Here is a 21,365-nt window from a genome sequence, read left to right as displayed (position 1 = left end):
GGAGGAGCCAGTTGCTTTTTGCTCTGGCTCCCAAATATCATTATCAAAGTCACAAGACTCAATGGAAAATGCTTTCATATCAATGCATTGTACATAGATACAGTCGAATCATTGCCTGATACGACCATTACTTTTACAAATGGCAAGAAAATCGTGGTGCTTGAGAAGGAAGAGGAAATGGTTGAAGCTATTATACAATTTTATCGTACCGTGAATATTCTGGGATTTCGCAATGATGTGGAGGAAAGAACATGAAAAAGAAATTATTGACAATTATGATGATTATGCTTGTGGCTATAACACTGGTTGGTGTCATAGCGGTCGTGGTTGTGACAAAGTTATCTGACCCCACATCTGCCGAAGGTAAACCGAGCATTGACGAAATTGTCAAATCATCCGTTGAAATTCCCGAGATTACAACGAATCTGGCCGGCAATGATTATATTAAAATCTCATTTATGGTCCAAACAGAAAATAAGAAAGCTAAAGAAGAGTTGGAAAAAAGAAGCTTTCAGATGAAAAATATCATTATTACGGAACTATCCGAAATGAAAGCGGAAGAGTTAACGGGTAAAAAAGGCAAGGAAAAACTACAAGATGCATTAAAGACTAGAATGAATGAATTAATGGAAGAAGGAAAAGTTGAAAAGGTTTATATAACCTCCTCGATTCTTCAATAAGAACATCCTTGCTTCAATTAAATAAGCAGGGGAAGCTTTGGAGGTGAGTGTTAATGTCCGGGGAAATATTATCGCAAAGTGAAATCGATGCTTTGTTATCGGCCATTTCCACAGGTGAAATGGATGCAGATGATTTAAAGAAAGAAGAAGTAGAAAAAAGAGTGAAAGTGTATGACTTTAAAAGGGCACTTCGCTTTTCAAAGGATCAAATCCGGAGTTTGACTAGGATACACGAAAACTTTGCAAGGTTGCTGACCACTTATTTTTCGGCTCAGCTTAGGACATATGTTCAAATTTCCGTTGCTTCGGCAGATCAAATCCCATACGAAGAGTTTATTCGTTCAATTCCGAAAATGACCATTCTGAATGTGTTTGAAGTGCCGCCATTGGATGGGCGTATCATCCTTGAGGTTAACCCGAATATTGCCTATTCCATGATGGATCGAGTTTTGGGAGGGCGGGGCATAAGCGTTAATAAGGTAGATAGTTTAACGGAAATAGAAACGAAAATCATGTCGAATTTATTCGAGAAGGCTTTTGAAAATTTACAGGAGGCATGGGGAACGATTGTTGAAATCGAACCTGTAATGACAGAGTTCGAAGTGAATCCACAATTCCTCCAACTGGTTTCACCCAACGATACTGTTGTTGTCATTTCCTTGAATACCCAAATCGGTGAAACGAGCGGGATGATTAATATTTGCATTCCTCACGTCGTTTTAGAACCTATCATACCGAAGTTATCTGCTCATTATTGGATGGAAAATTCCCAAAAGGATAAAATCCCAGAGGAAATCATGATTTTGGAAAAGCGTATCCGAAACGCAGACCTTCCGATTATTTCTGAACTTGGTACTACAGATATCTCGATCCAGGATTTTTTACTGCTTGATGTTGGTGATGTCATCGATTTAAATAAGGCAATCGATGAACCATTGACGATAAAAATTGGAGGAATCCCAAAATATAGTGCGCAGCCAGGTAAAGTAGGTAAAAAACACGCCATTCAGATTCTTGATATTTTGAAAGGGGGAGACGAAGATGGTAAGTGATGAAATGCTTTCACAAGACGAAATTGATGCCCTTTTAAAAGGTACAAGTGATATAGAAGATGAGGTGAGCACTCTTTCGATGGGCGATTATTTATCAATGATGGAACTCGATGCTCTCGGTGAAATTGGTAATATCTCTTTCGGAAGTTCGGCAACTGCCTTATCCACTTTATTGAATCAGAAAGTGGATATAACTACCCCGACGGTCACCGTCATTGAAAAGGGCCAGATCTCGGAAGAATTCCCTCATCCGTATGTAGCGATTCAAGTTCAATATACAGAAGGATTCTCAGGTATTAATATGTTGGTCATCAAGCAAAGCGATGCTGCTATCATAGCCGATTTGATGCTTGGAGGTGATGGATTGAATCCTTCAGACATGCTGGGGGAAATTCAACTGAGTGCGGTCCAGGAAGCCATGAACCAAATGATGGGTTCGGCAGCGACATCCATGTCGACAATTTTTAGTAAAAAAGTTGATATTTCTCCGCCGAGCATAGATTTACTTAACTTTTTAAATGGTGAAGGAGAAAATGCGATACCAGACGAAGATTTATTTGCAAAAATCTCTTTCCGTTTGCGTGTCGGTAAATTAATTGATTCCAGCATCATGCAAATGCTGCCTTTAGAATTCGCTAAAGGACTAGTTTCTGAACTTTTAAATGGAACAAGCGAACCAACCGAAATGAAAACGGAAAAAGTATTAAGTGATCCAGTTATGAACAATCCATCCCAGGAGCCTGACCCATTTCAGTACGCTGGAACGAACCAAACGGCAAATGAGTTCAATGGACAAGGTTATCAAACCCAACCTACGAACCAAATACCGAATGTGCCGCAACATTTTGGAGGTTCATCCGTACCAACAGGTCAGCCGGTAAATGTTCAGCCTGCCAGTTTCACTAGTTTCCAGCCCTATCAGCTTCAAGAGACTGAAACGAAAAATCTCAGCATGCTGATGGATATTCCATTGCAAGTAACAGTGGAGCTTGGAAGAACGAAGCGTTCTGTCAAGGATATTTTGGAGCTGTCGTCCGGTTCGATCATCGAATTGGATAAGTTAGCCGGCGAGCCAGTGGATATCCTGGTAAACAGTCGCTTGATAGCAAAAGGCGAAGTAGTAGTGATTGATGAAAACTTTGGGGTCCGTGTTACGGATATCATGAGCCAAAGCGACAGATTAAATAAAATCAGATAAATTTGGGGGACGAATATAATGGCGAATAGAATTTTAATTGTGGACGATGCAGCATTTATGAGAATGATGATAAAGGATATCCTTTCTAAAAACGGTTTTGAAATTGTCGGCGAAGCAGCGGATGGTGCGCAAGCGGTGGAAAAATATAAAGAAACGCATCCGGATCTTGTAACGATGGATATCACCATGCCTGAAATGGATGGAATTACAGCTTTAAAAGAAATAAAAAAGGTGAATCCTCAAGCTAAGGTCATTATGTGTTCAGCAATGGGGCAACAAGCCATGGTCATTGATGCAATCCAGGCGGGCGCCAAGGACTTTATCGTGAAGCCATTCCAGGCAGACCGGGTATTGGAAGCCATAAATAAAGCATTAAGTTAAGAGGGTGTCTTCATATTGTTTTTTATAAAAAAATGGCTTCAGGTCCCACTGATGATAGCAGTACTCTTCTCTGGGGCCATTCAGGCCCATGCGGAAGATCTAGATAAAACGGTGAAGGAAGTTTATGAGCAGCCAAATGGTCAGAAAGTGGATAATGAAAAATCAATAGACTCGCTATCTAACAATCAGGCTTCGAATCCGGATAAAGTCGGAATAACCGTTTGGGAATTTCTCAGGATGATACTGGCTACTATTTTTGTAGTGGCACTTCTGTATATCATATTGAAGTTCATCAATAAAAAGAGTAAATCGTACCAAAAGGCAAATTCTGTAGAGAATTTAGGCGGTACGAGCCTTGGTGCAAATCGTTCTGTTCAACTTGTTAAAATCGGAGGGCGAATATTGGTAATCGGGGTTGGTGAAAATATTCAACTTCTGAAAGAAATAGATGATCCTTTGGAATATGAACAGCTTTTGAAAGATTATAACGATAAGTTGGATCAAATGATTCAGCCTGGGGAGTTTGCGGCTAAATTGAAAAATAAGTGGTTGAAGAATAGAGAATCCGAAACCGCTAATTTTTCTACAGAGTTCAAAAATCAACTTGATCAAATATCTGATAGCAGGAAGAAGCTGTTAAATGAGCTTGATAGGAAAGGAAGAGACAATGAATGAATGAGTTCATGGAGTTTTTCAATAACAGTGATCCCACTAATGTCTCTACTTCCGTCAAGCTTGTTCTTCTAATGACCGTATTATCGCTGGCTCCAAGCATATTGATCCTGATGACGTGTTTTACAAGAATCATCATTGTCCTGAGTTTTGTGAGAACATCGCTAGCTACACAGCAGATGCCTCCGAATCAGGTATTGGTCGGACTAGCTCTTTTCATGACCTTTTTCATAATGGCACCTACTTTTCAGGAAGTGAATGAGAAAGCATTAACTCCGTTATTTAATGAAGAAATAGATTTAGAAGAAGCATATGTGCAGGCCTCCATACCTTTTAAGGAATTCATGAGTGCACATACAAGGCAAAAGGATCTGGCATTATTTTTGGAATATGCCAAGGTGGATAAGCCGGAAACGGTACAGGACATTCCCTTGACTGCATTTGTACCAGCTTTTGCAATCAGTGAAATCAAAACAGCCTTTCAAATAGGTTTTATGATTTTCATACCATTTCTGGTGATTGATATGGTAGTTGCAAGTGTCCTGATGTCGATGGGGATGATGATGTTACCGCCAGTCATGATTTCCCTCCCATTTAAAATCCTCTTGTTCATTCTAGTTGACGGATGGTATTTAGTAGTGAAGTCTTTATTACAGAGTTTTTAAGCAGGTGAGAAAAAATGAGTGCAGAGTTTGTTATTGATGTAGCAGAAAAAGGAATTTATATGGTATTGATTATCGCTGGCCCACTGATGGTAATCGCTCTTATTGTAGGTCTATTAGTAAGTATCTTTCAGGCGACTACCCAAATTCAGGAACAAACCTTGGCATTCGTTCCAAAAATCGTGGCAGTCTTATTGGGGCTCATTTTACTGGCTCCATGGATGCTGAGCCATCTGTTATCATACGCCAATGAAATATTCGGTAACCTGAATCGATTTGTAGGGTAGGACATGGAGGAAATTTTTCCGCACTTTCCCGCCTTTTTATTAATTGTAGTCAGGGTCACTACGTTTTTTGTGGCCATGCCGATTTTTTCGTATCGTTCAATACCGATTCAACATCGTGTAGGGCTTGGAATCTTTCTTGCCTGGATCATGTACTATACCATTGAAGCCCCTGTTCTGGACTTGGATGTCACATTTTATTTATTAATCATTAAGGAAGCGCTTGTTGGGCTTTTCATAGGATTCGCCGCCTATATGATTTTATCGGCCGTTCAAATCGCAGGTGGATTGATTGATTTTCAGTTGGGTTTTTCAATTGCTAATGTCATCGATCCTCAAACTGGGGCTCAAAGCCCGTTGTTGGGACAATACCTTTATACAATCGCTCTATTATTCTTATTAAGCACAAACGGCCATCATTTGCTTTTGGATGGAATCTTTTACAGTTATCAGTTCATCCCGATTGACCAATTATTCGTACCATTCGGAGATCATACATTGATAGAATACTTGGCCAAAGCGTTCAGCAAAGCCTTCATGATTGCTTTTCAAATGTCCATGCCAGTGGTAGGGAGCATTTTTTTAGTGGATGTCACATTGGGAATCCTGGCAAGGACAGTTCCTCAATTAAATGTGTTCGTTGTCGGGATTCCAGTGAAAATCATAGCTGGCTTAGCGATCATAATACTGGTTATGGGGATGATGATGACGGTTGTCACCCAACTTTTCAATTTCTTGCTTTTGACGATGCGTCATCTAATGCAGTTGATTGGAGGCGTTTGATATGGAGAGATTTCAGTTGGATTTACAGTTTTTCGCTGGTGAGAAGACCGAAAAGGCGACTCCAAAGAAACGTCAGGATTCTAAGAAAAAAGGGCAGGTGGCAAAGAGTCAGGATGTAAATACGTCTGTGAATTTAATTGCTGTATTTTCAGTGCTATTAATCATGGGGCCCTATATGTACAAGCATTTGCTCGGACTCATGAAAGAATATCTGCAACATTTTACTTTGGCTGGATTCAGCGAGGAAAATGTACAAATTATCATGGTTGAGGTTTTGAAGGAGATGGGGCTGGTCCTTGTGCCCGTTTTTGCAGCAGCAATAGTGGCTGGGGTCTTGGCTAATGTCATGCAAATTGGGTTTATGTTTTCAACAGAATCCATTCAGTTCAAACTTGAAAAATTGGATCCCATTAAAGGGTTCAAACGTATTTTTTCCATGCGGGCCATTGTTGAACTATTGAAATCCATACTTAAAATATCATTTGTTGGTTTTGTTGCCTTTTATGTACTTTGGCAACGTATGGACGAGATTATGATTTTATCACAGATATCTGTGGAAGAAGCGATGTCAACATTGGCGGATATTACGATAAAAGTTGGGTTTTATGCTGCCGTGGCTTTATTGTTCATTGCGCTATTAGACTATTTGTATCAAAAATATGACTTTGAAAAAAACATCCGAATGTCCAAACAGGATATTAAGGATGAATATAAAAATTCCGAAGGGGACCCGCTTATCAAATCCAAGATCAAGCAAAAGCAAAGGCAGATGGCGGCTCAAAGAATGATGCAGGAAATTCCCAATGCGGATGTCGTCATCACTAATCCGACGCATTTTGCAATTGCTTTAAAATATGATGAAGATAAAGCAGAGGCTCCGTTTGTAGTAGCAAAAGGCGTTGATTTTGTTGCTCAGAAAATTAAATTTATTGCTAAAGAAAACGATGTGATCATGGTAGAAAATCGGCCTTTGGCAAGGTCTTTATATGATCAAGCGGAATTAGGCCAGGCGATACCTGAAGAGTTCTTTAAGGCGGTCGCTGAAATACTAGCCTTTGTATATAGAACCAAAGGTAAGCTGTAAAGAAGTAACAGGTAACCCGTTAGTTAGGAGAGAAAAACATGCGAGCAAGAGATTTAGTTGTTATATCGAGCGTCATCCTGATCGTTGCCATGTTGGTCATTCCATTGCCAACATGGTTGTTAAGTATTTTACTCCTCTTAAATATCTCTCTTGCGCTGCTGGTTCTATTGACTACGATGAATATGAAAGAACCTCTCGAATTTTCAATCTTTCCTTCCTTGCTCCTTTTACTGACATTGTTCAGGCTAGGGTTGAATGTTTCGACTACTCGTTCCATTTTGACCTATGGTGATGCTGGAGGAGTTGTAGAGACCTTTGGATCGTTTGTAGTCGGAGGTAACGTACTTGTAGGATTGGTTGTATTCATCATTTTGGTCATCATCAATTTCATTGTCATAACGAAAGGATCGGAACGGGTCTCGGAGGTGGCTGCCAGGTTTACGCTAGATGCGATGCCTGGGAAACAGATGGCCATTGATGCAGATTTAAATGCCGGGATGATTTCCGAAAACGAGGCGCGTGTCAGAAGGGAAAAAATAAGCAACGAAGCAGACTTTTATGGATCCATGGATGGGGCAAGTAAGTTTGTTAAAGGGGACGCCATTGCTGGCATCATCATTGTCATCATTAACTTAATTTTTGGTATGATCATTGGCGTCATGCAATTGGACATGACTTTTGCAGAGTCCGCCGTACATTTTTCGATGTTATCAGTTGGTGATGGTATCGTCAGTCAGGTGCCTGCCTTATTGATTTCCACAGCAACAGGAATAGTCGTAACCCGGGCAGCCTCGAATGGCAACCTCGGAGCAGATATTGTTGAACAGTTATTTCAATTTCCTAAAATGCTCTACTTAACAGCAGCGACCATTTTTCTGTTAGGGTTATTCACTCCCATTTCCGACTTATTCACATTGCCGATTGCTGCTTTATTAGTCATTGGCGGGTATACAATTTCAAGGATACCAAAGCAGGATGAGAGTGAAATACAAGAAATGGAAGAAGTGCTGGAAACAGATGAAATGAAAAGTCCAGAAAGCGTCGTTAACCTTTTAAGTGTTGATCCGATTGAATTTGAGTTTGGATATGGACTGATTCCACTTGCAGATGCCAATCAAGGGGGAGACCTGCTTGATCGAGTCGTCATGATTCGCAGACAGCTTGCTATTGAATTGGGGCTTGTCATTCCTGTCGTCAGAATACGTGATAACATTCAGTTGAACCCTAATGAGTATCGGCTGAAAATTAAAGGTAGTGTCATGGCTAAAGGGGAATTGCTTCTTAATCATTTCTTGGCCATGAGCCCGGGGATGGAGGATGATTCAATAGAAGGGATCGATACGATAGAACCATCCTTCGGTTTACCAGCCAAATGGATCACGGAAGATATGAAAGAACATGCGGAGATAATGGGGTATACGGTTGTAGACCCCCCAAGTGTTGTATCGACTCACTTGACGGAAGTCATAAAGGCCAATGCACAGGAATTATTAGGCAGGCAGGAAACGAAACAATTGATCGATCATCTCCATGAAACTTCCCCGATACTTGTAGAGGAAGTCACCCCGAATCCCCTGTCGATTGGCGATGTACAAAAGGTATTGGCAAAGTTATTGAAGGAAAAAGTCTCTATAAGGAATTTGCCGATCATTTTCGAAACACTTGCGGATTATGGGAAGTTATCCACTGATACAGATTTACTTACTGAATATGTACGTCAAAATTTAGCCAGACAAATAACGAATTCTTTTATTACAGATGAAAATAGAATTAAAGTTATAACATTATCGGGAAAAGTGGAAAAAACGATAGCGGATGGGGTTCAGCAAACTGAACATGGTAACTTTTTATCACTTGATCCAACTGTATCGCAATCCATATTGGAGGCAATTGCTGCGAAATTGGAAGAGCTGACATTAATGGATCACCCACCGATCTTACTCTGCTCTCCAGCAGTAAGGATGTATGCCAGGCAATTAACGGAACGTTATTTTCCTAATGTACCGATTCTTTCATACAATGAACTCGAATCCAATGTAGAAGTACAAAGTGTAGGGGTGGTGAATATCAATTGAAGGTAAAGAAATATTTGGCACCATCAATGAACGAAGCGATGAAGCGAATAAGGGTGGAACTAGGCAGTGATGCGGTCATCCTAAGTTCAAAGCCTGTATATACTAGTGGCTTCCTAGGATTATTCAAAAAGAGGAATATTGAAGTCATTGCAGCCATTGATCCAGTTTCCCAACCTATCCAAACGGTGAGTAAACAAAAAACGAAGAGGTTGCCTTTGAAACCGGAATTGGAAAGTGCACCTGATTTTAATGAAAACAAAAGGGCAAGTACTGATTTATTACAAGAAATCGAAGGCTTGAAAGAAATGATCAAAAATATACAAATCAATTCATCTGGTAGGGAATATCCAGAAAAACTGCAGAAAATCCACGATTACCTAACGGGGCAGGAAGTGGATATATCACTGCGGTCACAAATCATGGAAGAACTACTTGAAAAATGGTTTATTTTGAAACAAAAAGCCACTGATGAAGAAGTTCAGATTTGGCTGGAAGAAGCCATGTTCGGGATACTGGATAAGGTTGAAAATGGAAAACCAGGGCTGCAAAAAAAATATATTAATATTGTTGGTCCAACAGGAGTGGGAAAGACTACGACTCTTGCAAAAGTAGCTGCGGAAACCATGTTGAAGCATGATAAAAAAGTGGCGTTCATTACGACGGATACGTACAGAATTGCTGCAATAGATCAGCTTAAGACATATGCAAAGATTTTAAACGTTCCAATTGAAGTCGCATATAATTTGGAAGATTTCAAAAAGGCGGCTGAACGCTTCTCCCACTATGATTACGTCTTTATAGATACGGCCGGGAGAAATTTCCGTAACCCGCAATATGTAAAAGACCTTAATGAAATCATCGATTTTACAGATGAGATGGAAACCTATTTAGTGTTGTCATTAACCTCTAAGCAAAAGGATATGGACGATATTTATCGGCAGTTTTCAGCCATACCGATTAAACAAGTCATTTTTACAAAAGCGGACGAGACGTCCACTTTCGGAGCAATATTTAATTTTATACACGCTCATAAATTAGGAGCCGCTTATATAACAAATGGACAGAATGTGCCAGACGATATTGAAATAGCTACTTCATCACAGTTATTGAAAATGGCTTTTGGGGCTGAAAAATTTGAATGATCAAGCCGAGAACTTACGAAGACGATTAGAAGCCCGTCAAAATCAATCAATGGCTAGGACAATTGCCGTTTTAAGTGGCAAAGGTGGAGTGGGAAAATCAAACTTTTCCCTGAACTTTTCCATAGCTCTATCCAAAAGGGGGAAAAGGGTCCTGATATTCGACATGGATATCGGCATGGGGAATATTGATATATTGATTGGGCAACATTCCACCTACAGTATTATTGATTTCTTTGAAAATGATTGTAGTTTGAAGGATATTATCACGGAAGGACCCGGGAATATTTCCATCATTACTGGTGGAACAGGGCTGACGAATCTCTTTTCACTAGATGAAGAAAGCTATACCCGCTTTAATGAAGAATTCAGTTCATTGTTGGCAAACTACGATTATATTTTATTTGATATGGGGGCTGGTATAACTCGGGATTCGATGAAATTCATGTTATGTGTGGATGAATTGTTCGTTATTACGACGCCTGAACCGACTTCTATCATGGATGCATACTCCGCAATGAAATATATTCATTCAGTCAATAAAGAGATTCCACTTTTCCTTGTTTGCAATAGGGTTTTCACGAGTAAGGACGGCAAAGAAACGATAAAGCGGCTCCAAAATGCACTAGTGAAATTTTTGGGTCTGGAAACCGTTGTACTAGGATACTTACCAGATGATAGAACTGTTTCAAGAGCTGTTACAAAACAAATTCCCTTTATCCTTTTCGATTCAAAAGCCAATGTATCCAAAGCAATTGCGGACATTGCATCGAGATATGAAAACCATTCATTTGAGGGAGAATTGACTTTGCAAAAAAGCGATTTCCTCCGAAATATGAAGAGATATTTTCTTGGAAAGTAGGTCTCCTTACATGGATAAAGTAAAAGTGCTGATAGTGGATGATTCTGCGTTTATGAGAAAGTTAATTTCAGAGTTTTTAGCAGAGGAGAGCAAGGTTGAAGTCATCGGAACTGCGAGAAATGGATTAGAAGCTTTAGATAAAATAAAGGCTTTAAAACCAGATGTCGTGACTTTGGATGTGGAAATGCCGGTTCTGGACGGCTTGGAAGCATTAAAACGGATCATGAATGAATGTCCAACCGCTGTAGTGATGCTATCAAGTACAACGAAAATAGGAACGGAAAATACATGTGCTGCCATGAACAGTGGAGCATTTGACTTTGTGGCTAAGCCATCAGGTGCCATATCTCTGGATTTACATAAAATTAAGAAAGAACTCTGCGAGAAAGTTATGGCAGCCAGCAGGGCAAATGTTCACAAACTACAAAAAAATGCGCTAAATATTGAAAGAAGCCCATCGTTTTGGAAAAAATATAGTAAAATAGATTCAAATGAAATGATAAAAACCGAAAAAAATAAAAAAACATGGTCCAATGGGAATGAGAGAATTATAGTCATTGGTACATCTACAGGTGGCCCAAAAGCTTTGCAGACTGTATTGACAGAACTGCCAGAAGATATTGAGGCGCCCATTCTTGTTGTCCAGCACATGCCCCCCGGTTTTACAAAATCCTTGGCTACACGCCTGAATTCATTATGTAAGATTCAAGTGAAAGAAGCTGAAGAGGGGGAATTGATCCAAAAAGGAATCGCCTACATCGCTCCTGGAGGCTTTCACATGAAAGTGAGGAAAGTCGGAATGAGTTGGGCAGTCCTTTTGGATCAAACCGAATTGCGTAATGGACATCGCCCGTCGGTGGATGTTCTATTTGAATCAGTAAGTGAAATGAATGATCTTGCGAAAATCGCCGTTATCATGACCGGAATGGGTATGGATGGGACGATAGGGCTTAAGAGGTTGAAACAAAAGGGTCCTTTAAAAGCGATAGCCGAATCACAGGAGACATCAATCGTTTTTGGTATGCCGAAAGCGGCAATCAGTACCAATTTAATAGATAACATAGAGGATGTAGAAAAGATAGCTAAAGCGATAATAGTCTATTGTTAACACGTGGAGGTGGAGATTGTATGGATATGAATCAGTATCTAGAGGTATTTATAGAAGAAAGTAAAGAGCATCTTCAAACATGCAGCGAACAGTTGCTGGTACTTGAAAAGAACCCGGAAGACCTCTCGATTGTAAATGAAATCTTTCGTTCCGCTCACACCTTAAAAGGGATGTCGGCAACTATGGGGTATGAGGATTTAGCCAATTTAACTCATAAAATGGAGAATGTTTTGGATGCAATCCGAAACAGTCAAATCATTCTTACACCTGAATTGTTTGATGTGATATTTTTAGCGGTTGATGATTTAGAGGCGATGGTCATGTCCATTGCTGAAGGTGGAGATGGGAAAAGGGATGTAGTGAATGTTGTCAATCAACTTGAATTGATTGAAAAAGGGGTGTTCCAAGTTTCATCATCCTCCATTGCAGAGGTTGCAGCAGCTTCTGCCGTTCTTGGAAAGGAAGAAATGACTGCGGGGGAGTACGATGAATTTGAATGGACAGTGCTCCAGCAGTCCAAAGAGCAAGGGTTCAACAGCTTTGAAATTTCGATAGGTTTGCGTGAAGACTGTCTTTTAAAAGCTGCCCGCGTGTTTATGGTATTTGAAGTGCTTGAAAAATCAGGTGAAGTAATTAAGTCGTATCCACCCGTTGAACTTTTGGAAGAAGAGCTGTTCGATCAACAATTCACAGTCACGATGGTAACAAGAGAATCGGCTGAAGAGTTACAAGAAAAAATCATAAAGGTTTCTGAAGTGGATCGAGTTGTTCTAAATGCCCTTGATTTTGAAGGCTTGCGACATGCCGACAATACCAAAGAGGATAAAATTGCTGCAGTAAATAATCAGGAACAAGAGAGAAATAATGCCGAGATTCCAATCGATAATAAGGAGAAGAAAAAACAGGCATCCGTCAAGCCAGCGTCAAGCAAGACCATCCGGGTAAACATTGAACGGCTGGATATATTAATGAATTTATTCGAGGAACTTGTAATCGATAGAGGCAGACTTAATCAAATTTCCAGTGATTTGGATAATCAAGAACTGCAGGAAACAGTGGAAAGAATGTCCCGTATAACAAGTGATTTACAAACAATCGTATTGAATATGCGGATGGTGCCTGTGGAAACGGTATTCAATCGTTTTCCAAAAATGGTTCGTCAATTAGCAAGGGACTTAAACAAGAAAGTTGATTTGGAAATCATCGGATCTGAAACGGAACTTGATCGTACAGTCATTGATGAAATTGGTGATCCTCTCGTCCATTTATTAAGAAACGCTATGGATCATGGAATTGAAACACCTGAAGAACGTCTGGCGAAAGGGAAGAAAGAAGAAGGTAAAATCCTATTAAAAGCGTATCACAGCGGGAATCATGTTTTCATTGAAATAGATGATGATGGGGCAGGCATCAATAAAGAGCGAGTCTTGAATAAGGCGCTTTCCAATGGGATTTTAACTAAGGAAATGGCTTCCACTCTAACGGATAAGCAAATCTATGAATTGATATTCGCATCTGGTTTCTCAACAGCAGAAACCATTTCAGATGTGTCAGGGCGCGGTGTAGGTCTGGATGTAGTTAAAAATACAATCGAGTCTCTGGGCGGTTCTGTCACGATTGATTCCAAGGAGAACGAAGGCTCCATATTCCTTATTCAGCTTCCACTTACATTATCCATTATTTCAGTCATGCTGGTTGCGATTCAAAACGAAAAATATGCCATACCGCTTTCTTCTATAATAGAGACTGCGATCATAAAAAGAGAAGATATCATGAATGCCCATAATCAGCAAGTTATTGACTTCAGGGGGAAAGTACTGCCACTTCTGTTCTTGAAAAATATTTTTGAAGTGCCTGTCAGTCAGGAAGAAGAAGAATTCCTCTCCATTGTCATTGTAAGAAAGGGAGATAAATTAGCAGGATTAGTCGTTGATTCATTTATCGGGCAGCTGGAAATCGTTTTGAAATCACTGGGTAATTATTTATCAGGCGCATTTGCAATATCGGGGGCAACGATTCTTGGTGATGGTCAAGTAGCCTTAATCATAGATTGCAACACATTGATTCATTGATTGATAGGGAAATAAGCAGAACCGTGTCACTTTCAGGTTAACATTAAGCTTTTTTTACAAAGAGGAGGGAACAGATGTCGGAGGATATGAAAGTAATCGTATTTCAAATTAAAGATAAAGAATATGCCATTCCAGTAGATAAAGTGAGCGGAATCGAAAAGCTTCTGCATATAACCAGAGTCCCAAAGGCTGTTCAGTTTGTTAAGGGAGTCATCAATTTAAGGGGAGTCATTACCCCAATTATTGATTTACGGGTCCGTTTTGGATTCGAAGAGGTGGAATACGATGATTCTACAAGGATTATCATAGTCATTCTGGATGATATGGAAGTAGGGTTAATAGTGGATTCAGCCAATGATGTTTTGGATATTCCAGTGGACAGTATTGAGCCGCAGCCTGAAGTTGTGGGTCATTTTGCTTCAGAATACATTAGCGGAGTGGCTAAAATTGAAAAGCGTCTGCTCGTCTTAATTAATTTGGAAAAGGCTTTAAGTCTAGAAGTGAATGAAAATATGTTAAAAGAAGGATAGTCATATGTCGTTCATTGAAAAAATCAATCCTCTTCAACTCGATATTTTGAAGGAAATGGGCAATATAGGAGCCGGAAATGCAGCAACTGCTCTTTCTGCCATCCTTAATAGGAAAATAGATATGAATGTTCCTAATGTTCGAATCGTTTCATTCGATGAAATGATGGAAATGGCCGGCGGGCCCGATCACGTCGTTGCCAGCGTTTTTCTTAGAATAGAAGGTGATGCATCCGGAAGTATGTTTTTTATCCTTACGCTTCCAGTAGCCCAATACTTGATTCGACAGATGACTGGTGATGAAACCTTTTCGATAGATTCTACACCTTATACTGAATTGGCATTCTCTAGTCTTCAGGAATTAGGGAATATATTATCTGGATCCTATCTATCTTCACTAGCTGATTTCACTAGATTGAATTTATATCCATCTGTTCCGTCATTGAGCATCGATATGGCAGGGGCAGCCATCAGCTATGGATTATTGGAATTATCCCAAGTAAGTGACGCAGCCATTGTCATTGATACTGTCCTTGAAAAAGATCAGCTACTTGCAGAATCCTTTGATGGTCATTTCTTTTTATTGCCTGATCCTGAATTTTTCGATATCATTTTTGCCGCTTTAGGAGTGACACCAAATGACTGATTTGTTACAGGTCAAGGTTGTTAAGGTCGGAATAGCGGATATGAATATTATAAAACCTCCCCATTCAATCCGTACTTCCGGGCTGGGGTCTTGTGTTGGTCTTGTGATTTATGACGAAAAAAAAGCGATCGCCGGTTTGGCTCACGTCATGTTGCCTGACTCTTCACTCGCTAAATCGGGTCAGATCAACGTTGCTAAATTTGCGGATACGGCGGTTAAGGATTTAGTGCATCTCTTAGTAAAAGAAGGCGCAAGAATGCCATTCTTAAAAGCGAAGTTGGCTGGCGGGGCGCAAATGTTTCAATTTGCCTCGGGAGGGGACTTAATGAGAATAGGTCCCCGGAATGTGGATGCAGTCAAAAAAGAGTTATTTGACTTGCGCATTCAAGTCGTTGCTGAAGATGTTGGGGGGAATAGCGGGAGAACGATCGAATTCAATTTGAACGATTGTTTACTGAATATACGGACCGTAAATAAAGGGACAAAAAGCATATAGAAACGGAAATAGCATTAAAAAAGCGCAGTTAAAATTATGACAGGGTCACAAGAATCAAAATATTGTTGCACCTTGGGCCTTTATGGGCCGTTTTGTTCATAAAACGTATACAATGTTAGGAGGATGTCCAATGTCTCATCTGACCATCGAAGAAGAACAGTTATGTTGGAAAAATTGGGTTGATTGCAGAGATCCGCAGGCCGGGGACATTTTGGTCAAGAAATACATCCCGCTTGTATCGTATCATGTTCAACGTATTTCAGTAAGTCTTCCTAAAAATGTAAGCCGTGATGATATCAGGAGTTTAGGGATGATGGGGTTATTCGATGCGCTTGAGCGTTTTGATACGAATCGAGACCTGAAGTTTGACACATATGCTTCATTTAGAATTCGTGGTGCCATTTTAGATGGATTAAGAAAAGAGGATTGGCTTCCACGGAGTGCAAGAGATAAAGCCAAGAAAATAGAGTCTGCTATTGAAAAGCTAGAGCAGAAATATATGAGGAACCTTTCTCCAAATGAAATTGCAGCTGAATTGAATATACCGGAAGATGATGTATATGATGCAATAAATGAGAATTTTTTTGCGAACGTATTATCCATGGATGAAAACCCTCAAGATCAAGACGAAAAAGAAAGCACAAAATTTCATATTAAAGATGAAAAAACGGATTTACCTGAGGAACATGTGTTAAGGGAAGAACTGTATGTGGAATTAGCCGAAGTCATAGAAACGCTTAATGAAAAAGAACAGTTGGTTTTACAACTTTTTTATAAAGAGGAACTAACATTAACCGAAATTGGACAAGTAATGAGCCTTTCTACATCTCGGATTTCCCAGATTCACTCAAAAGCCATATATAAATTAAGAAACGCGATGCAAGATCAAAAGAATTAAATATACTTAGGGGAACATGGATGCAACGAATACATACAGGTCACGAGTGGGATTTTCGAGGTCGAAGAATCATTATGGCCTTGTTTCAATTATTCTTAGGTCATTCCCCTTCTTGAACATTTCAAAATCCAGAATTTTCTAAAACCGCACGTAGTCTAATGGAGCAGGTCCAGGTTTGCAAGGTATTCAAGTCATATTTTTTAGGATTATAATGTAGACCACTTTCCGTTCGGGTTCATCGGGATTAGTGATTTTTCAGAAGGTGGGTGGCCATGAGTTTAAAAGCGATTGAGATGCAAGTTGCTCTCCTAACCCCGGATGCAGGAAAAATTCAAGAGCAAAATCAACAAAAGAATTTGGTCCAACAGGATCATGCTGCCCATCAAGTCAAAAAGGATATAGAATGAAAACAAAAGACCCTAGTAGGTGAAGAGCAAAAGCTTCCTGCTCATTATTATGAAAAGGAAGGTAATGCAAACAAGGGGCAGACTCGAAAAAAAAATAAACAGAAAAAAACAGCAGTGAAAAAAGATCCCCATTCGTATAAAGGAAATAGGATTGACTATTCCGGTTAATAGGAGGCAACATGTTAGTATTTTTTATGTTTCTGTTGTTCGTTTTGAATATATTCAGCATTTTTGCCATCGTCGTTTTATATCTTCGTCAAAACCGTTTAAGTAAGTTGGAAAAAGACCAAAAAGCAATCATAGGAGAAATGGAACAAATTTTGTCTGGTTATTTGATGGAGATGAAAGAAGATAACGAGACATTGGTACGGGCATTCACCAATTCGGTAGCGATGAAATCCGGGATTGATACAAATGAACAAGAACATGGGTCATTATATGAATCCATGGGAGAGAAAAAAGTCAAGCAAGAACAAAACATGATGCAAGGGCATCATGAGGAAAGGCGTGTCACTTTTAAAAAGCAGGCTATCAAAGCTTATAAAAAAGTGCCTGAAGAACAAGAGTATAATACTTTACCAGTAATAGATGAGGACAAATTGGAGCTTTCAGCAGCAGTCACTTCCGCCTCAATCGAGGGTAATTCGACCAGTAAAGAATTTGCGGAAATGTTACAGGCTTCGTTAAATGAACGATCACTAGATGAACAAGTGAAAATGTTATCTGATCAAGGCCATTCAATAGAAGAAATCGCCAAAAAGTTAAATCGCGGCCAAACGGAAATTGAACTATTACTAAAGTTTCGTATGAATAGATAAATATTTCTTGATTGTGCAGAGTCGTTATGATATATTATGAAATGGTGTTAATACACACGCCCCGTGATTCTTGCAGATGGTGCTGTTTCGACAGTTTCTGTATGAAAATGATCGGTGCGGAGGAAAAACAAAACCATTTAGGAGGAACTAAAATGTCAGTCATTTCTATGAAACAATTGCTTGAAGCTGGTGTGCATTTCGGACACCAAACACGTCGCTGGAACCCGAAAATGAAGAAATATATCTTCACTGAGCGTAACGGCATCTACATCATCGACCTTCAAAAAACAGTTAAAAAGGTTGAAGAAGCTTATAACTTCGTGAAAGAACTAGCTGCTAACGGTGGAACTGTTCTTTTCGTTGGTACTAAAAAACAAGCTCAAGAGTCTGTTAAAGAAGAAGCTATCCGTTCTGGTATGTACTATGTAAACCAACGTTGGTTAGGTGGAACTTTAACAAACTTTGAAACAATCCAAAAACGTATTGCTCGTCTTAAAGATATCGAAAAAATGGAAGCAAACGGAACTTTCGAAGTACTTCCTAAAAAAGAAGTTATCCAACTTAAAAAAGAATGGGATCGCTTAGAGAAATTCTTAGGCGGTATTAAAGATATGAAGACTCTTCCAGATGCGATCTTCGTTATCGACCCTCGCAAAGAGCGTATTGCTGTTGCGGAAGCTCACAAATTACACATTCCACTTGTTGGTATCGTTGATACAAACTGTGATCCGGATGAAATCGATGTAGTTATTCCTGCGAATGACGATGCAATCCGTGCTGTTAAATTATTAACAGGTAAAATGGCAGATGCTATCTTAGAAGCTAAACAAGGCGAAGAAACAGCTACTGAAACAACAACTGCTTAATAAGTAAAAAGGTTGCTTATTCAGTGAGAAAAAAGGTGATAAGAGGATAATGCCTTTTATCCCTTTTTTTTGCACTAAATAAGCATACATAAATCACCGTGCGAATGAAAAAAGCATGGTTGATTTTCAGGAAAGGATAATCATTCAGTTCAGTCAATTTGACTGACTAAGTGGGTGATTCTTCTGGAATTCTGCCGAAAATCGTTATTTTCTTTGATGATAACAAGTATTTTCTGGCAAAAATGGGTAAAGATTGAATAAACTGCATTTAATTTGAGGAGGATATATATTATGGCAATCACTGCACAATTAGTTAAAGAATTGCGTGAAAAAACTGGTGCCGGTATGATGGACTGTAAAAAGGCACTTGTACAAACAGAAGGCGATATGGAAAAAGCAATCGATTTCCTACGTGAAAAAGGAATTGCAAAAGCAGCTAATAAAGGTGACCGTATTGCTGCTGAAGGTTTAACTTCTATCGTTGTAGAAGGAAACCAAGCGGTTATTCTTGAAGTGAACTCAGAAACTGATTTCGTTGCTAAAAACGAAGGCTTCCAAACTCTTGTTAAAGAATTAGCAGCATTCCTTATTGCTAACAAACCTGAAAGCGTTGAGGTTGCTCTTGAACAAACAATGGAAAATGGAGCAAAAGTTGCAGATCATATCAATGCTGCAGTTGCTAAAATCGGGGAAAAATTAACTCTTCGCCGTTTTGAAGTTGTTACAAAAACAGATAATGACGCATTCGGTGCATACCTTCACATGGGTGGACGTATCAGCGTACTATCAGTTCTTGAAGGTACAACTGACGAAGAAGCAGCTAAAGGTGTTTCAATGCATATCGCTGCGATTAACCCTAAATATATCTCTCGCGACCAAGTTGATGCTAGCGAATTAGAACGGGAACGCGAAGTTCTTACTCAACAAGCGCTTAATGAAGGCAAACCTGAAAAAATCGTTGCGAAAATGGTTGAAGGACGTATCAATAAATTCTACGAAGAAATCTGTGTTAACGAACAAGCTTTCGTTAAAAACCCTGATCAAAAAGTGGGACAATTCGTTGAATCAAAAGGCGGAAAAATCCTATCATTCGTTCGTTATGAAGTAGGGGAAGGTCTTGAAAAACGTCAAGAAAACTTTGCTGAAGAAGTAATGAACCAAGTTAAAAAAGACTAATTGTCAGATAATTAATAATAGGGAACACTCTGGTGTTCCCTATTTTTTGAAATGTCATGAATTTTTGGTAGTATTGCAAGAAAGCATGATGAACGAATGAAAAGATTACATAGTTGGAGGTTCTCATGAGTAACGCTAAATATAAACGTGTCGTTTTAAAACTAAGTGGCGAAGCATTAGCCGGTGAAGAAGGATTTGGAATTAACCCTGCAGTAATTAAATCTATTGCTGAACAAGTCAAGGAAGTGGCTGAGCTTGATGTGGAAGTGGCTGTTGTTGTCGGCGGCGGAAACATTTGGCGCGGGAAAATAGGCAGTGAAATGGGCATGGATCGTGCTAATGCCGATTATATGGGTATGCTAGCTACAGTCATGAACTCATTGGCATTACAAGACAGCCTAGATCAGCTTGGAATTGAAACGCGCGTGCAAACTTCCATTGAGATGAGACAAGTCGCAGAACCATACATTAGACGCCGTGCAATCAGGCATCTAGAGAAAAAGAGAGTGGTGATTTTTGCAGCAGGTACCGGTAATCCATACTTCTCAACGGATACCACTGCCGCCCTGCGTGCTGCTGAAATTGAAGCTGATGTCATCTTGATGGCGAAGAATAATGTGGATGGCGTTTACAATGCAGATCCGGTAAAAGACAAAAATGCAGTGAAGTATGATGAACTTTCATATCTTGATGTAATTAAAGAAGGATTGGAAGTAATGGATTCGACTGCGTCCTCACTGTGCATGGACAATGATATTCCATTGATTGTCTTCTCGATTATGGAAAAAGGTAATATTAAACGAGCCGTTCTAGGCGAAACGCTTGGAACAATTGTAAGGGGGAAATAAAAGATGCCGAAACAAGTTATTTCGAATGCGAAAACGAAAATGGAAAAAGCCATTGGAGCTTACACACGTGAATTAGCCAGCATCCGTGCCGGAAGGGCAAATGCCTCATTGCTTGATAGAATCTCGATCGATTATTATGGTTCACCAACACCTGTAAATCAGGTGGCTGGTATTTCTGTCCCTGAAGCTAGACTTTTAGTCATTCAACCTTATGATAAAACGGTATTAGGTGAGATTGAAAAAGCGATCTTGAAATCAGACTTAGGCTTAAATCCTTCTAATGATGGTTCAATCATCAGGATAGCTATTCCAGCGTTAACTGAAGAACGTAGAAAAGAGCTTGTGAAAGTTGTCAAGAAAGAAGCGGAAGAAGCGAAAATAGCTGTCCGTAACGTGCGTCGCGATGCTAATGATGATTTGAAAAAGCTTGAAAAAAATGGTGAAATCACGGAAGATGATTTACGTGGCTATGCCGATGACATTCAAAAGATGACTGATGGCAATATCACGAAAATCGATGAGATTACCAAAGATAAAGAAAAAGAAATTTTGGAAGTATAATATCCACTTAAAGAAATGATTAAATTAAGAGGGCCGAATCCATACTGGGTCATGTCGTGGTTCTAACATA

25 protein-coding genes are annotated in these 21,365 nt (G+C 39.6%); all 25 read left to right on the top strand.

From position 1 onward, the window contains the following. Positions 1-39: 39 nt before the first annotated feature. A complete protein-coding gene (locus tag ACQKMH_RS11745; protein WP_230158272.1) occupies positions 40-255 on the top strand; it encodes a flagellar FlbD family protein in 216 nt (71 codons plus the stop codon). Continuing rightward, on the top strand, positions 252-680 hold the full coding sequence (gene fliL, locus ACQKMH_RS11740) for a flagellar basal body-associated protein FliL (RefSeq protein WP_427587660.1): 429 nt from the start codon (positions 252-254) through the stop codon (positions 678-680). Before ACQKMH_RS11745 ends, fliL begins: the two co-directional genes overlap by 4 nt. A gap of 53 nt (positions 681-733) precedes the next feature. Further along, positions 734-1,732, top strand: a complete 999-nt coding sequence (fliM, locus tag ACQKMH_RS11735; protein WP_427587659.1) for a flagellar motor switch protein FliM — start codon at positions 734-736, stop codon at positions 1,730-1,732. Beyond that, positions 1,722-2,930 (top strand): flagellar motor switch phosphatase FliY, encoded by a 1,209-nt coding sequence (gene fliY / locus ACQKMH_RS11730; RefSeq protein ID WP_427587658.1) that lies wholly within the window; start codon positions 1,722-1,724, stop codon positions 2,928-2,930. The genes fliM and fliY overlap by 11 nt, the downstream gene beginning before the upstream one ends. Positions 2,931-2,948: 18 nt before the next feature. Further along, positions 2,949-3,311, top strand: coding sequence for a response regulator (locus ACQKMH_RS11725; RefSeq protein WP_063231856.1), 363 nt, complete (start codon positions 2,949-2,951; stop codon positions 3,309-3,311). Between the two features lie 15 nt (positions 3,312-3,326). Next, positions 3,327-3,986, top strand: coding sequence for a flagellar biosynthetic protein FliO (locus tag ACQKMH_RS11720; RefSeq protein ID WP_427587657.1), 660 nt, complete (start codon positions 3,327-3,329; stop codon positions 3,984-3,986). Then, positions 3,983-4,648, top strand: a complete 666-nt coding sequence (gene fliP, locus ACQKMH_RS11715) for a flagellar type III secretion system pore protein FliP (protein WP_427587656.1) — start codon at positions 3,983-3,985, stop codon at positions 4,646-4,648. The genes ACQKMH_RS11720 and fliP overlap by 4 nt, the downstream gene beginning before the upstream one ends. A 14-nt stretch (positions 4,649-4,662) precedes the next feature. Then, positions 4,663-4,932, top strand: coding sequence for a flagellar biosynthesis protein FliQ (gene fliQ / locus ACQKMH_RS11710; protein ID WP_230158060.1), 270 nt, complete (start codon positions 4,663-4,665; stop codon positions 4,930-4,932). Between the two features lie 3 nt (positions 4,933-4,935). Continuing rightward, positions 4,936-5,712: a flagellar biosynthetic protein FliR gene (gene fliR / locus ACQKMH_RS11705; protein ID WP_427587655.1), complete on the top strand. Its 777-nt coding sequence runs from the start codon at positions 4,936-4,938 to the stop codon at positions 5,710-5,712. A 1-nt stretch (position 5,713) separates the two neighbouring features. Beyond that, positions 5,714-6,796 (top strand): flagellar biosynthesis protein FlhB, encoded by a 1,083-nt coding sequence (gene flhB / locus ACQKMH_RS11700; protein WP_427587654.1) that lies wholly within the window; start codon positions 5,714-5,716, stop codon positions 6,794-6,796. A 38-nt stretch (positions 6,797-6,834) separates the two neighbouring features. Then, entirely contained in the window at positions 6,835-8,871 is a 2,037-nt protein-coding gene (gene flhA, locus ACQKMH_RS11695; protein ID WP_427587653.1) for a flagellar biosynthesis protein FlhA, read from the top strand. Then, a complete protein-coding gene (gene flhF, locus ACQKMH_RS11690) occupies positions 8,868-10,013 on the top strand; it encodes a flagellar biosynthesis protein FlhF (RefSeq protein WP_427587652.1) in 1,146 nt (381 codons plus the stop codon). The genes flhA and flhF overlap by 4 nt, the downstream gene beginning before the upstream one ends. Beyond that, positions 10,006-10,872: a MinD/ParA family protein gene (locus tag ACQKMH_RS11685; protein WP_427587651.1), complete on the top strand. Its 867-nt coding sequence runs from the start codon at positions 10,006-10,008 to the stop codon at positions 10,870-10,872. The genes flhF and ACQKMH_RS11685 overlap by 8 nt, the downstream gene beginning before the upstream one ends. Before the next feature lie 10 nt (positions 10,873-10,882). Then, a complete protein-coding gene (locus tag ACQKMH_RS11680) occupies positions 10,883-11,980 on the top strand; it encodes a protein-glutamate methylesterase/protein-glutamine glutaminase (protein WP_427587649.1) in 1,098 nt (365 codons plus the stop codon). A gap of 20 nt (positions 11,981-12,000) precedes the next feature. Next, positions 12,001-14,052, top strand: coding sequence for a chemotaxis protein CheW (locus tag ACQKMH_RS11675; RefSeq protein ID WP_427587648.1), 2,052 nt, complete (start codon positions 12,001-12,003; stop codon positions 14,050-14,052). A gap of 74 nt (positions 14,053-14,126) precedes the next feature. Then, positions 14,127-14,582: a chemotaxis protein CheW gene (locus ACQKMH_RS11670; RefSeq protein ID WP_427587646.1), complete on the top strand. Its 456-nt coding sequence runs from the start codon at positions 14,127-14,129 to the stop codon at positions 14,580-14,582. A gap of 4 nt (positions 14,583-14,586) precedes the next feature. Beyond that, the gene (locus tag ACQKMH_RS11665) at positions 14,587-15,225 is read left to right on the top strand and encodes a chemotaxis protein CheC (RefSeq protein ID WP_427587645.1); all 639 of its coding nucleotides are present in this window, start codon (positions 14,587-14,589) and stop codon (positions 15,223-15,225) included. After that, entirely contained in the window at positions 15,218-15,721 is a 504-nt protein-coding gene (locus ACQKMH_RS11660; protein ID WP_427587644.1) for a chemotaxis protein CheD, read from the top strand. Before ACQKMH_RS11665 ends, ACQKMH_RS11660 begins: the two co-directional genes overlap by 8 nt. Before the next feature lie 130 nt (positions 15,722-15,851). Next, on the top strand, positions 15,852-16,619 hold the full coding sequence (locus ACQKMH_RS11655; protein ID WP_427587643.1) for a FliA/WhiG family RNA polymerase sigma factor: 768 nt from the start codon (positions 15,852-15,854) through the stop codon (positions 16,617-16,619). 272 nt (positions 16,620-16,891) lie between these two features. Further along, positions 16,892-17,026, top strand: a complete 135-nt coding sequence (locus tag ACQKMH_RS11650; RefSeq protein WP_427587642.1) for a hypothetical protein — start codon at positions 16,892-16,894, stop codon at positions 17,024-17,026. Between the two features lie 179 nt (positions 17,027-17,205). Next, positions 17,206-17,844, top strand: a complete 639-nt coding sequence (locus tag ACQKMH_RS11645; RefSeq protein ID WP_427587641.1) for a hypothetical protein — start codon at positions 17,206-17,208, stop codon at positions 17,842-17,844. A gap of 152 nt (positions 17,845-17,996) precedes the next feature. Then, positions 17,997-18,710 carry a 30S ribosomal protein S2 gene (gene rpsB / locus ACQKMH_RS11640; protein WP_057913389.1) on the top strand — a complete coding sequence of 238 codons (714 nt, stop codon included), beginning with the start codon at positions 17,997-17,999 and terminating at the stop codon, positions 18,708-18,710. A gap of 291 nt (positions 18,711-19,001) precedes the next feature. Beyond that, positions 19,002-19,886 carry a translation elongation factor Ts gene (tsf, locus tag ACQKMH_RS11635; RefSeq protein WP_427587639.1) on the top strand — a complete coding sequence of 295 codons (885 nt, stop codon included), beginning with the start codon at positions 19,002-19,004 and terminating at the stop codon, positions 19,884-19,886. Positions 19,887-20,011: 125 nt separating this feature from the next. Continuing rightward, positions 20,012-20,734 (top strand): UMP kinase, encoded by a 723-nt coding sequence (pyrH, locus tag ACQKMH_RS11630; RefSeq protein ID WP_057913387.1) that lies wholly within the window; start codon positions 20,012-20,014, stop codon positions 20,732-20,734. A 3-nt stretch (positions 20,735-20,737) separates the two neighbouring features. Continuing rightward, the gene (gene frr / locus ACQKMH_RS11625) at positions 20,738-21,295 is read left to right on the top strand and encodes a ribosome recycling factor (RefSeq protein WP_289317136.1); all 558 of its coding nucleotides are present in this window, start codon (positions 20,738-20,740) and stop codon (positions 21,293-21,295) included. Positions 21,296-21,365 lie beyond the last annotated feature (70 nt).

Origin of the sequence: Peribacillus sp. NPDC097895, from assembly GCF_050277555.1 — a bacterium.
Taxonomy (GTDB): domain Bacteria; phylum Bacillota; class Bacilli; order Bacillales; family DSM-1321; genus Peribacillus.
Note: the sequence above shows the minus strand (reverse complement) of the source record. Positions and strands in the feature narration are given on the sequence as shown.

Coding starts and splice junctions, on each gene's coding strand:
- fliL (WP_427587660.1), top strand. CDS start 252: ATGAAAAAGAAATTATTGACAATTATGATGATTATGCTTGTGGCTATA.
- fliM (WP_427587659.1), top strand. CDS start 734: ATGTCCGGGGAAATATTATCGCAAAGTGAAATCGATGCTTTGTTATCG.
- fliY (WP_427587658.1), top strand. CDS start 1,722: ATGGTAAGTGATGAAATGCTTTCACAAGACGAAATTGATGCCCTTTTA.
- ACQKMH_RS11725 (WP_063231856.1), top strand. CDS start 2,949: ATGGCGAATAGAATTTTAATTGTGGACGATGCAGCATTTATGAGAATG.
- fliP (WP_427587656.1), top strand. CDS start 3,983: ATGAATGAGTTCATGGAGTTTTTCAATAACAGTGATCCCACTAATGTC.
- fliQ (WP_230158060.1), top strand. CDS start 4,663: ATGAGTGCAGAGTTTGTTATTGATGTAGCAGAAAAAGGAATTTATATG.
- fliR (WP_427587655.1), top strand. CDS start 4,936: ATGGAGGAAATTTTTCCGCACTTTCCCGCCTTTTTATTAATTGTAGTC.
- flhB (WP_427587654.1), top strand. CDS start 5,714: ATGGAGAGATTTCAGTTGGATTTACAGTTTTTCGCTGGTGAGAAGACC.
- flhA (WP_427587653.1), top strand. CDS start 6,835: ATGCGAGCAAGAGATTTAGTTGTTATATCGAGCGTCATCCTGATCGTT.
- ACQKMH_RS11680 (WP_427587649.1), top strand. CDS start 10,883: ATGGATAAAGTAAAAGTGCTGATAGTGGATGATTCTGCGTTTATGAGA.
- ACQKMH_RS11675 (WP_427587648.1), top strand. CDS start 12,001: ATGGATATGAATCAGTATCTAGAGGTATTTATAGAAGAAAGTAAAGAG.
- ACQKMH_RS11670 (WP_427587646.1), top strand. CDS start 14,127: ATGTCGGAGGATATGAAAGTAATCGTATTTCAAATTAAAGATAAAGAA.
- ACQKMH_RS11665 (WP_427587645.1), top strand. CDS start 14,587: ATGTCGTTCATTGAAAAAATCAATCCTCTTCAACTCGATATTTTGAAG.
- ACQKMH_RS11660 (WP_427587644.1), top strand. CDS start 15,218: ATGACTGATTTGTTACAGGTCAAGGTTGTTAAGGTCGGAATAGCGGAT.
- ACQKMH_RS11655 (WP_427587643.1), top strand. CDS start 15,852: ATGTCTCATCTGACCATCGAAGAAGAACAGTTATGTTGGAAAAATTGG.
- ACQKMH_RS11650 (WP_427587642.1), top strand. CDS start 16,892: ATGAGTTTAAAAGCGATTGAGATGCAAGTTGCTCTCCTAACCCCGGAT.
- ACQKMH_RS11645 (WP_427587641.1), top strand. CDS start 17,206: ATGTTAGTATTTTTTATGTTTCTGTTGTTCGTTTTGAATATATTCAGC.
- rpsB (WP_057913389.1), top strand. CDS start 17,997: ATGTCAGTCATTTCTATGAAACAATTGCTTGAAGCTGGTGTGCATTTC.
- tsf (WP_427587639.1), top strand. CDS start 19,002: ATGGCAATCACTGCACAATTAGTTAAAGAATTGCGTGAAAAAACTGGT.
- pyrH (WP_057913387.1), top strand. CDS start 20,012: ATGAGTAACGCTAAATATAAACGTGTCGTTTTAAAACTAAGTGGCGAA.
- frr (WP_289317136.1), top strand. CDS start 20,738: ATGCCGAAACAAGTTATTTCGAATGCGAAAACGAAAATGGAAAAAGCC.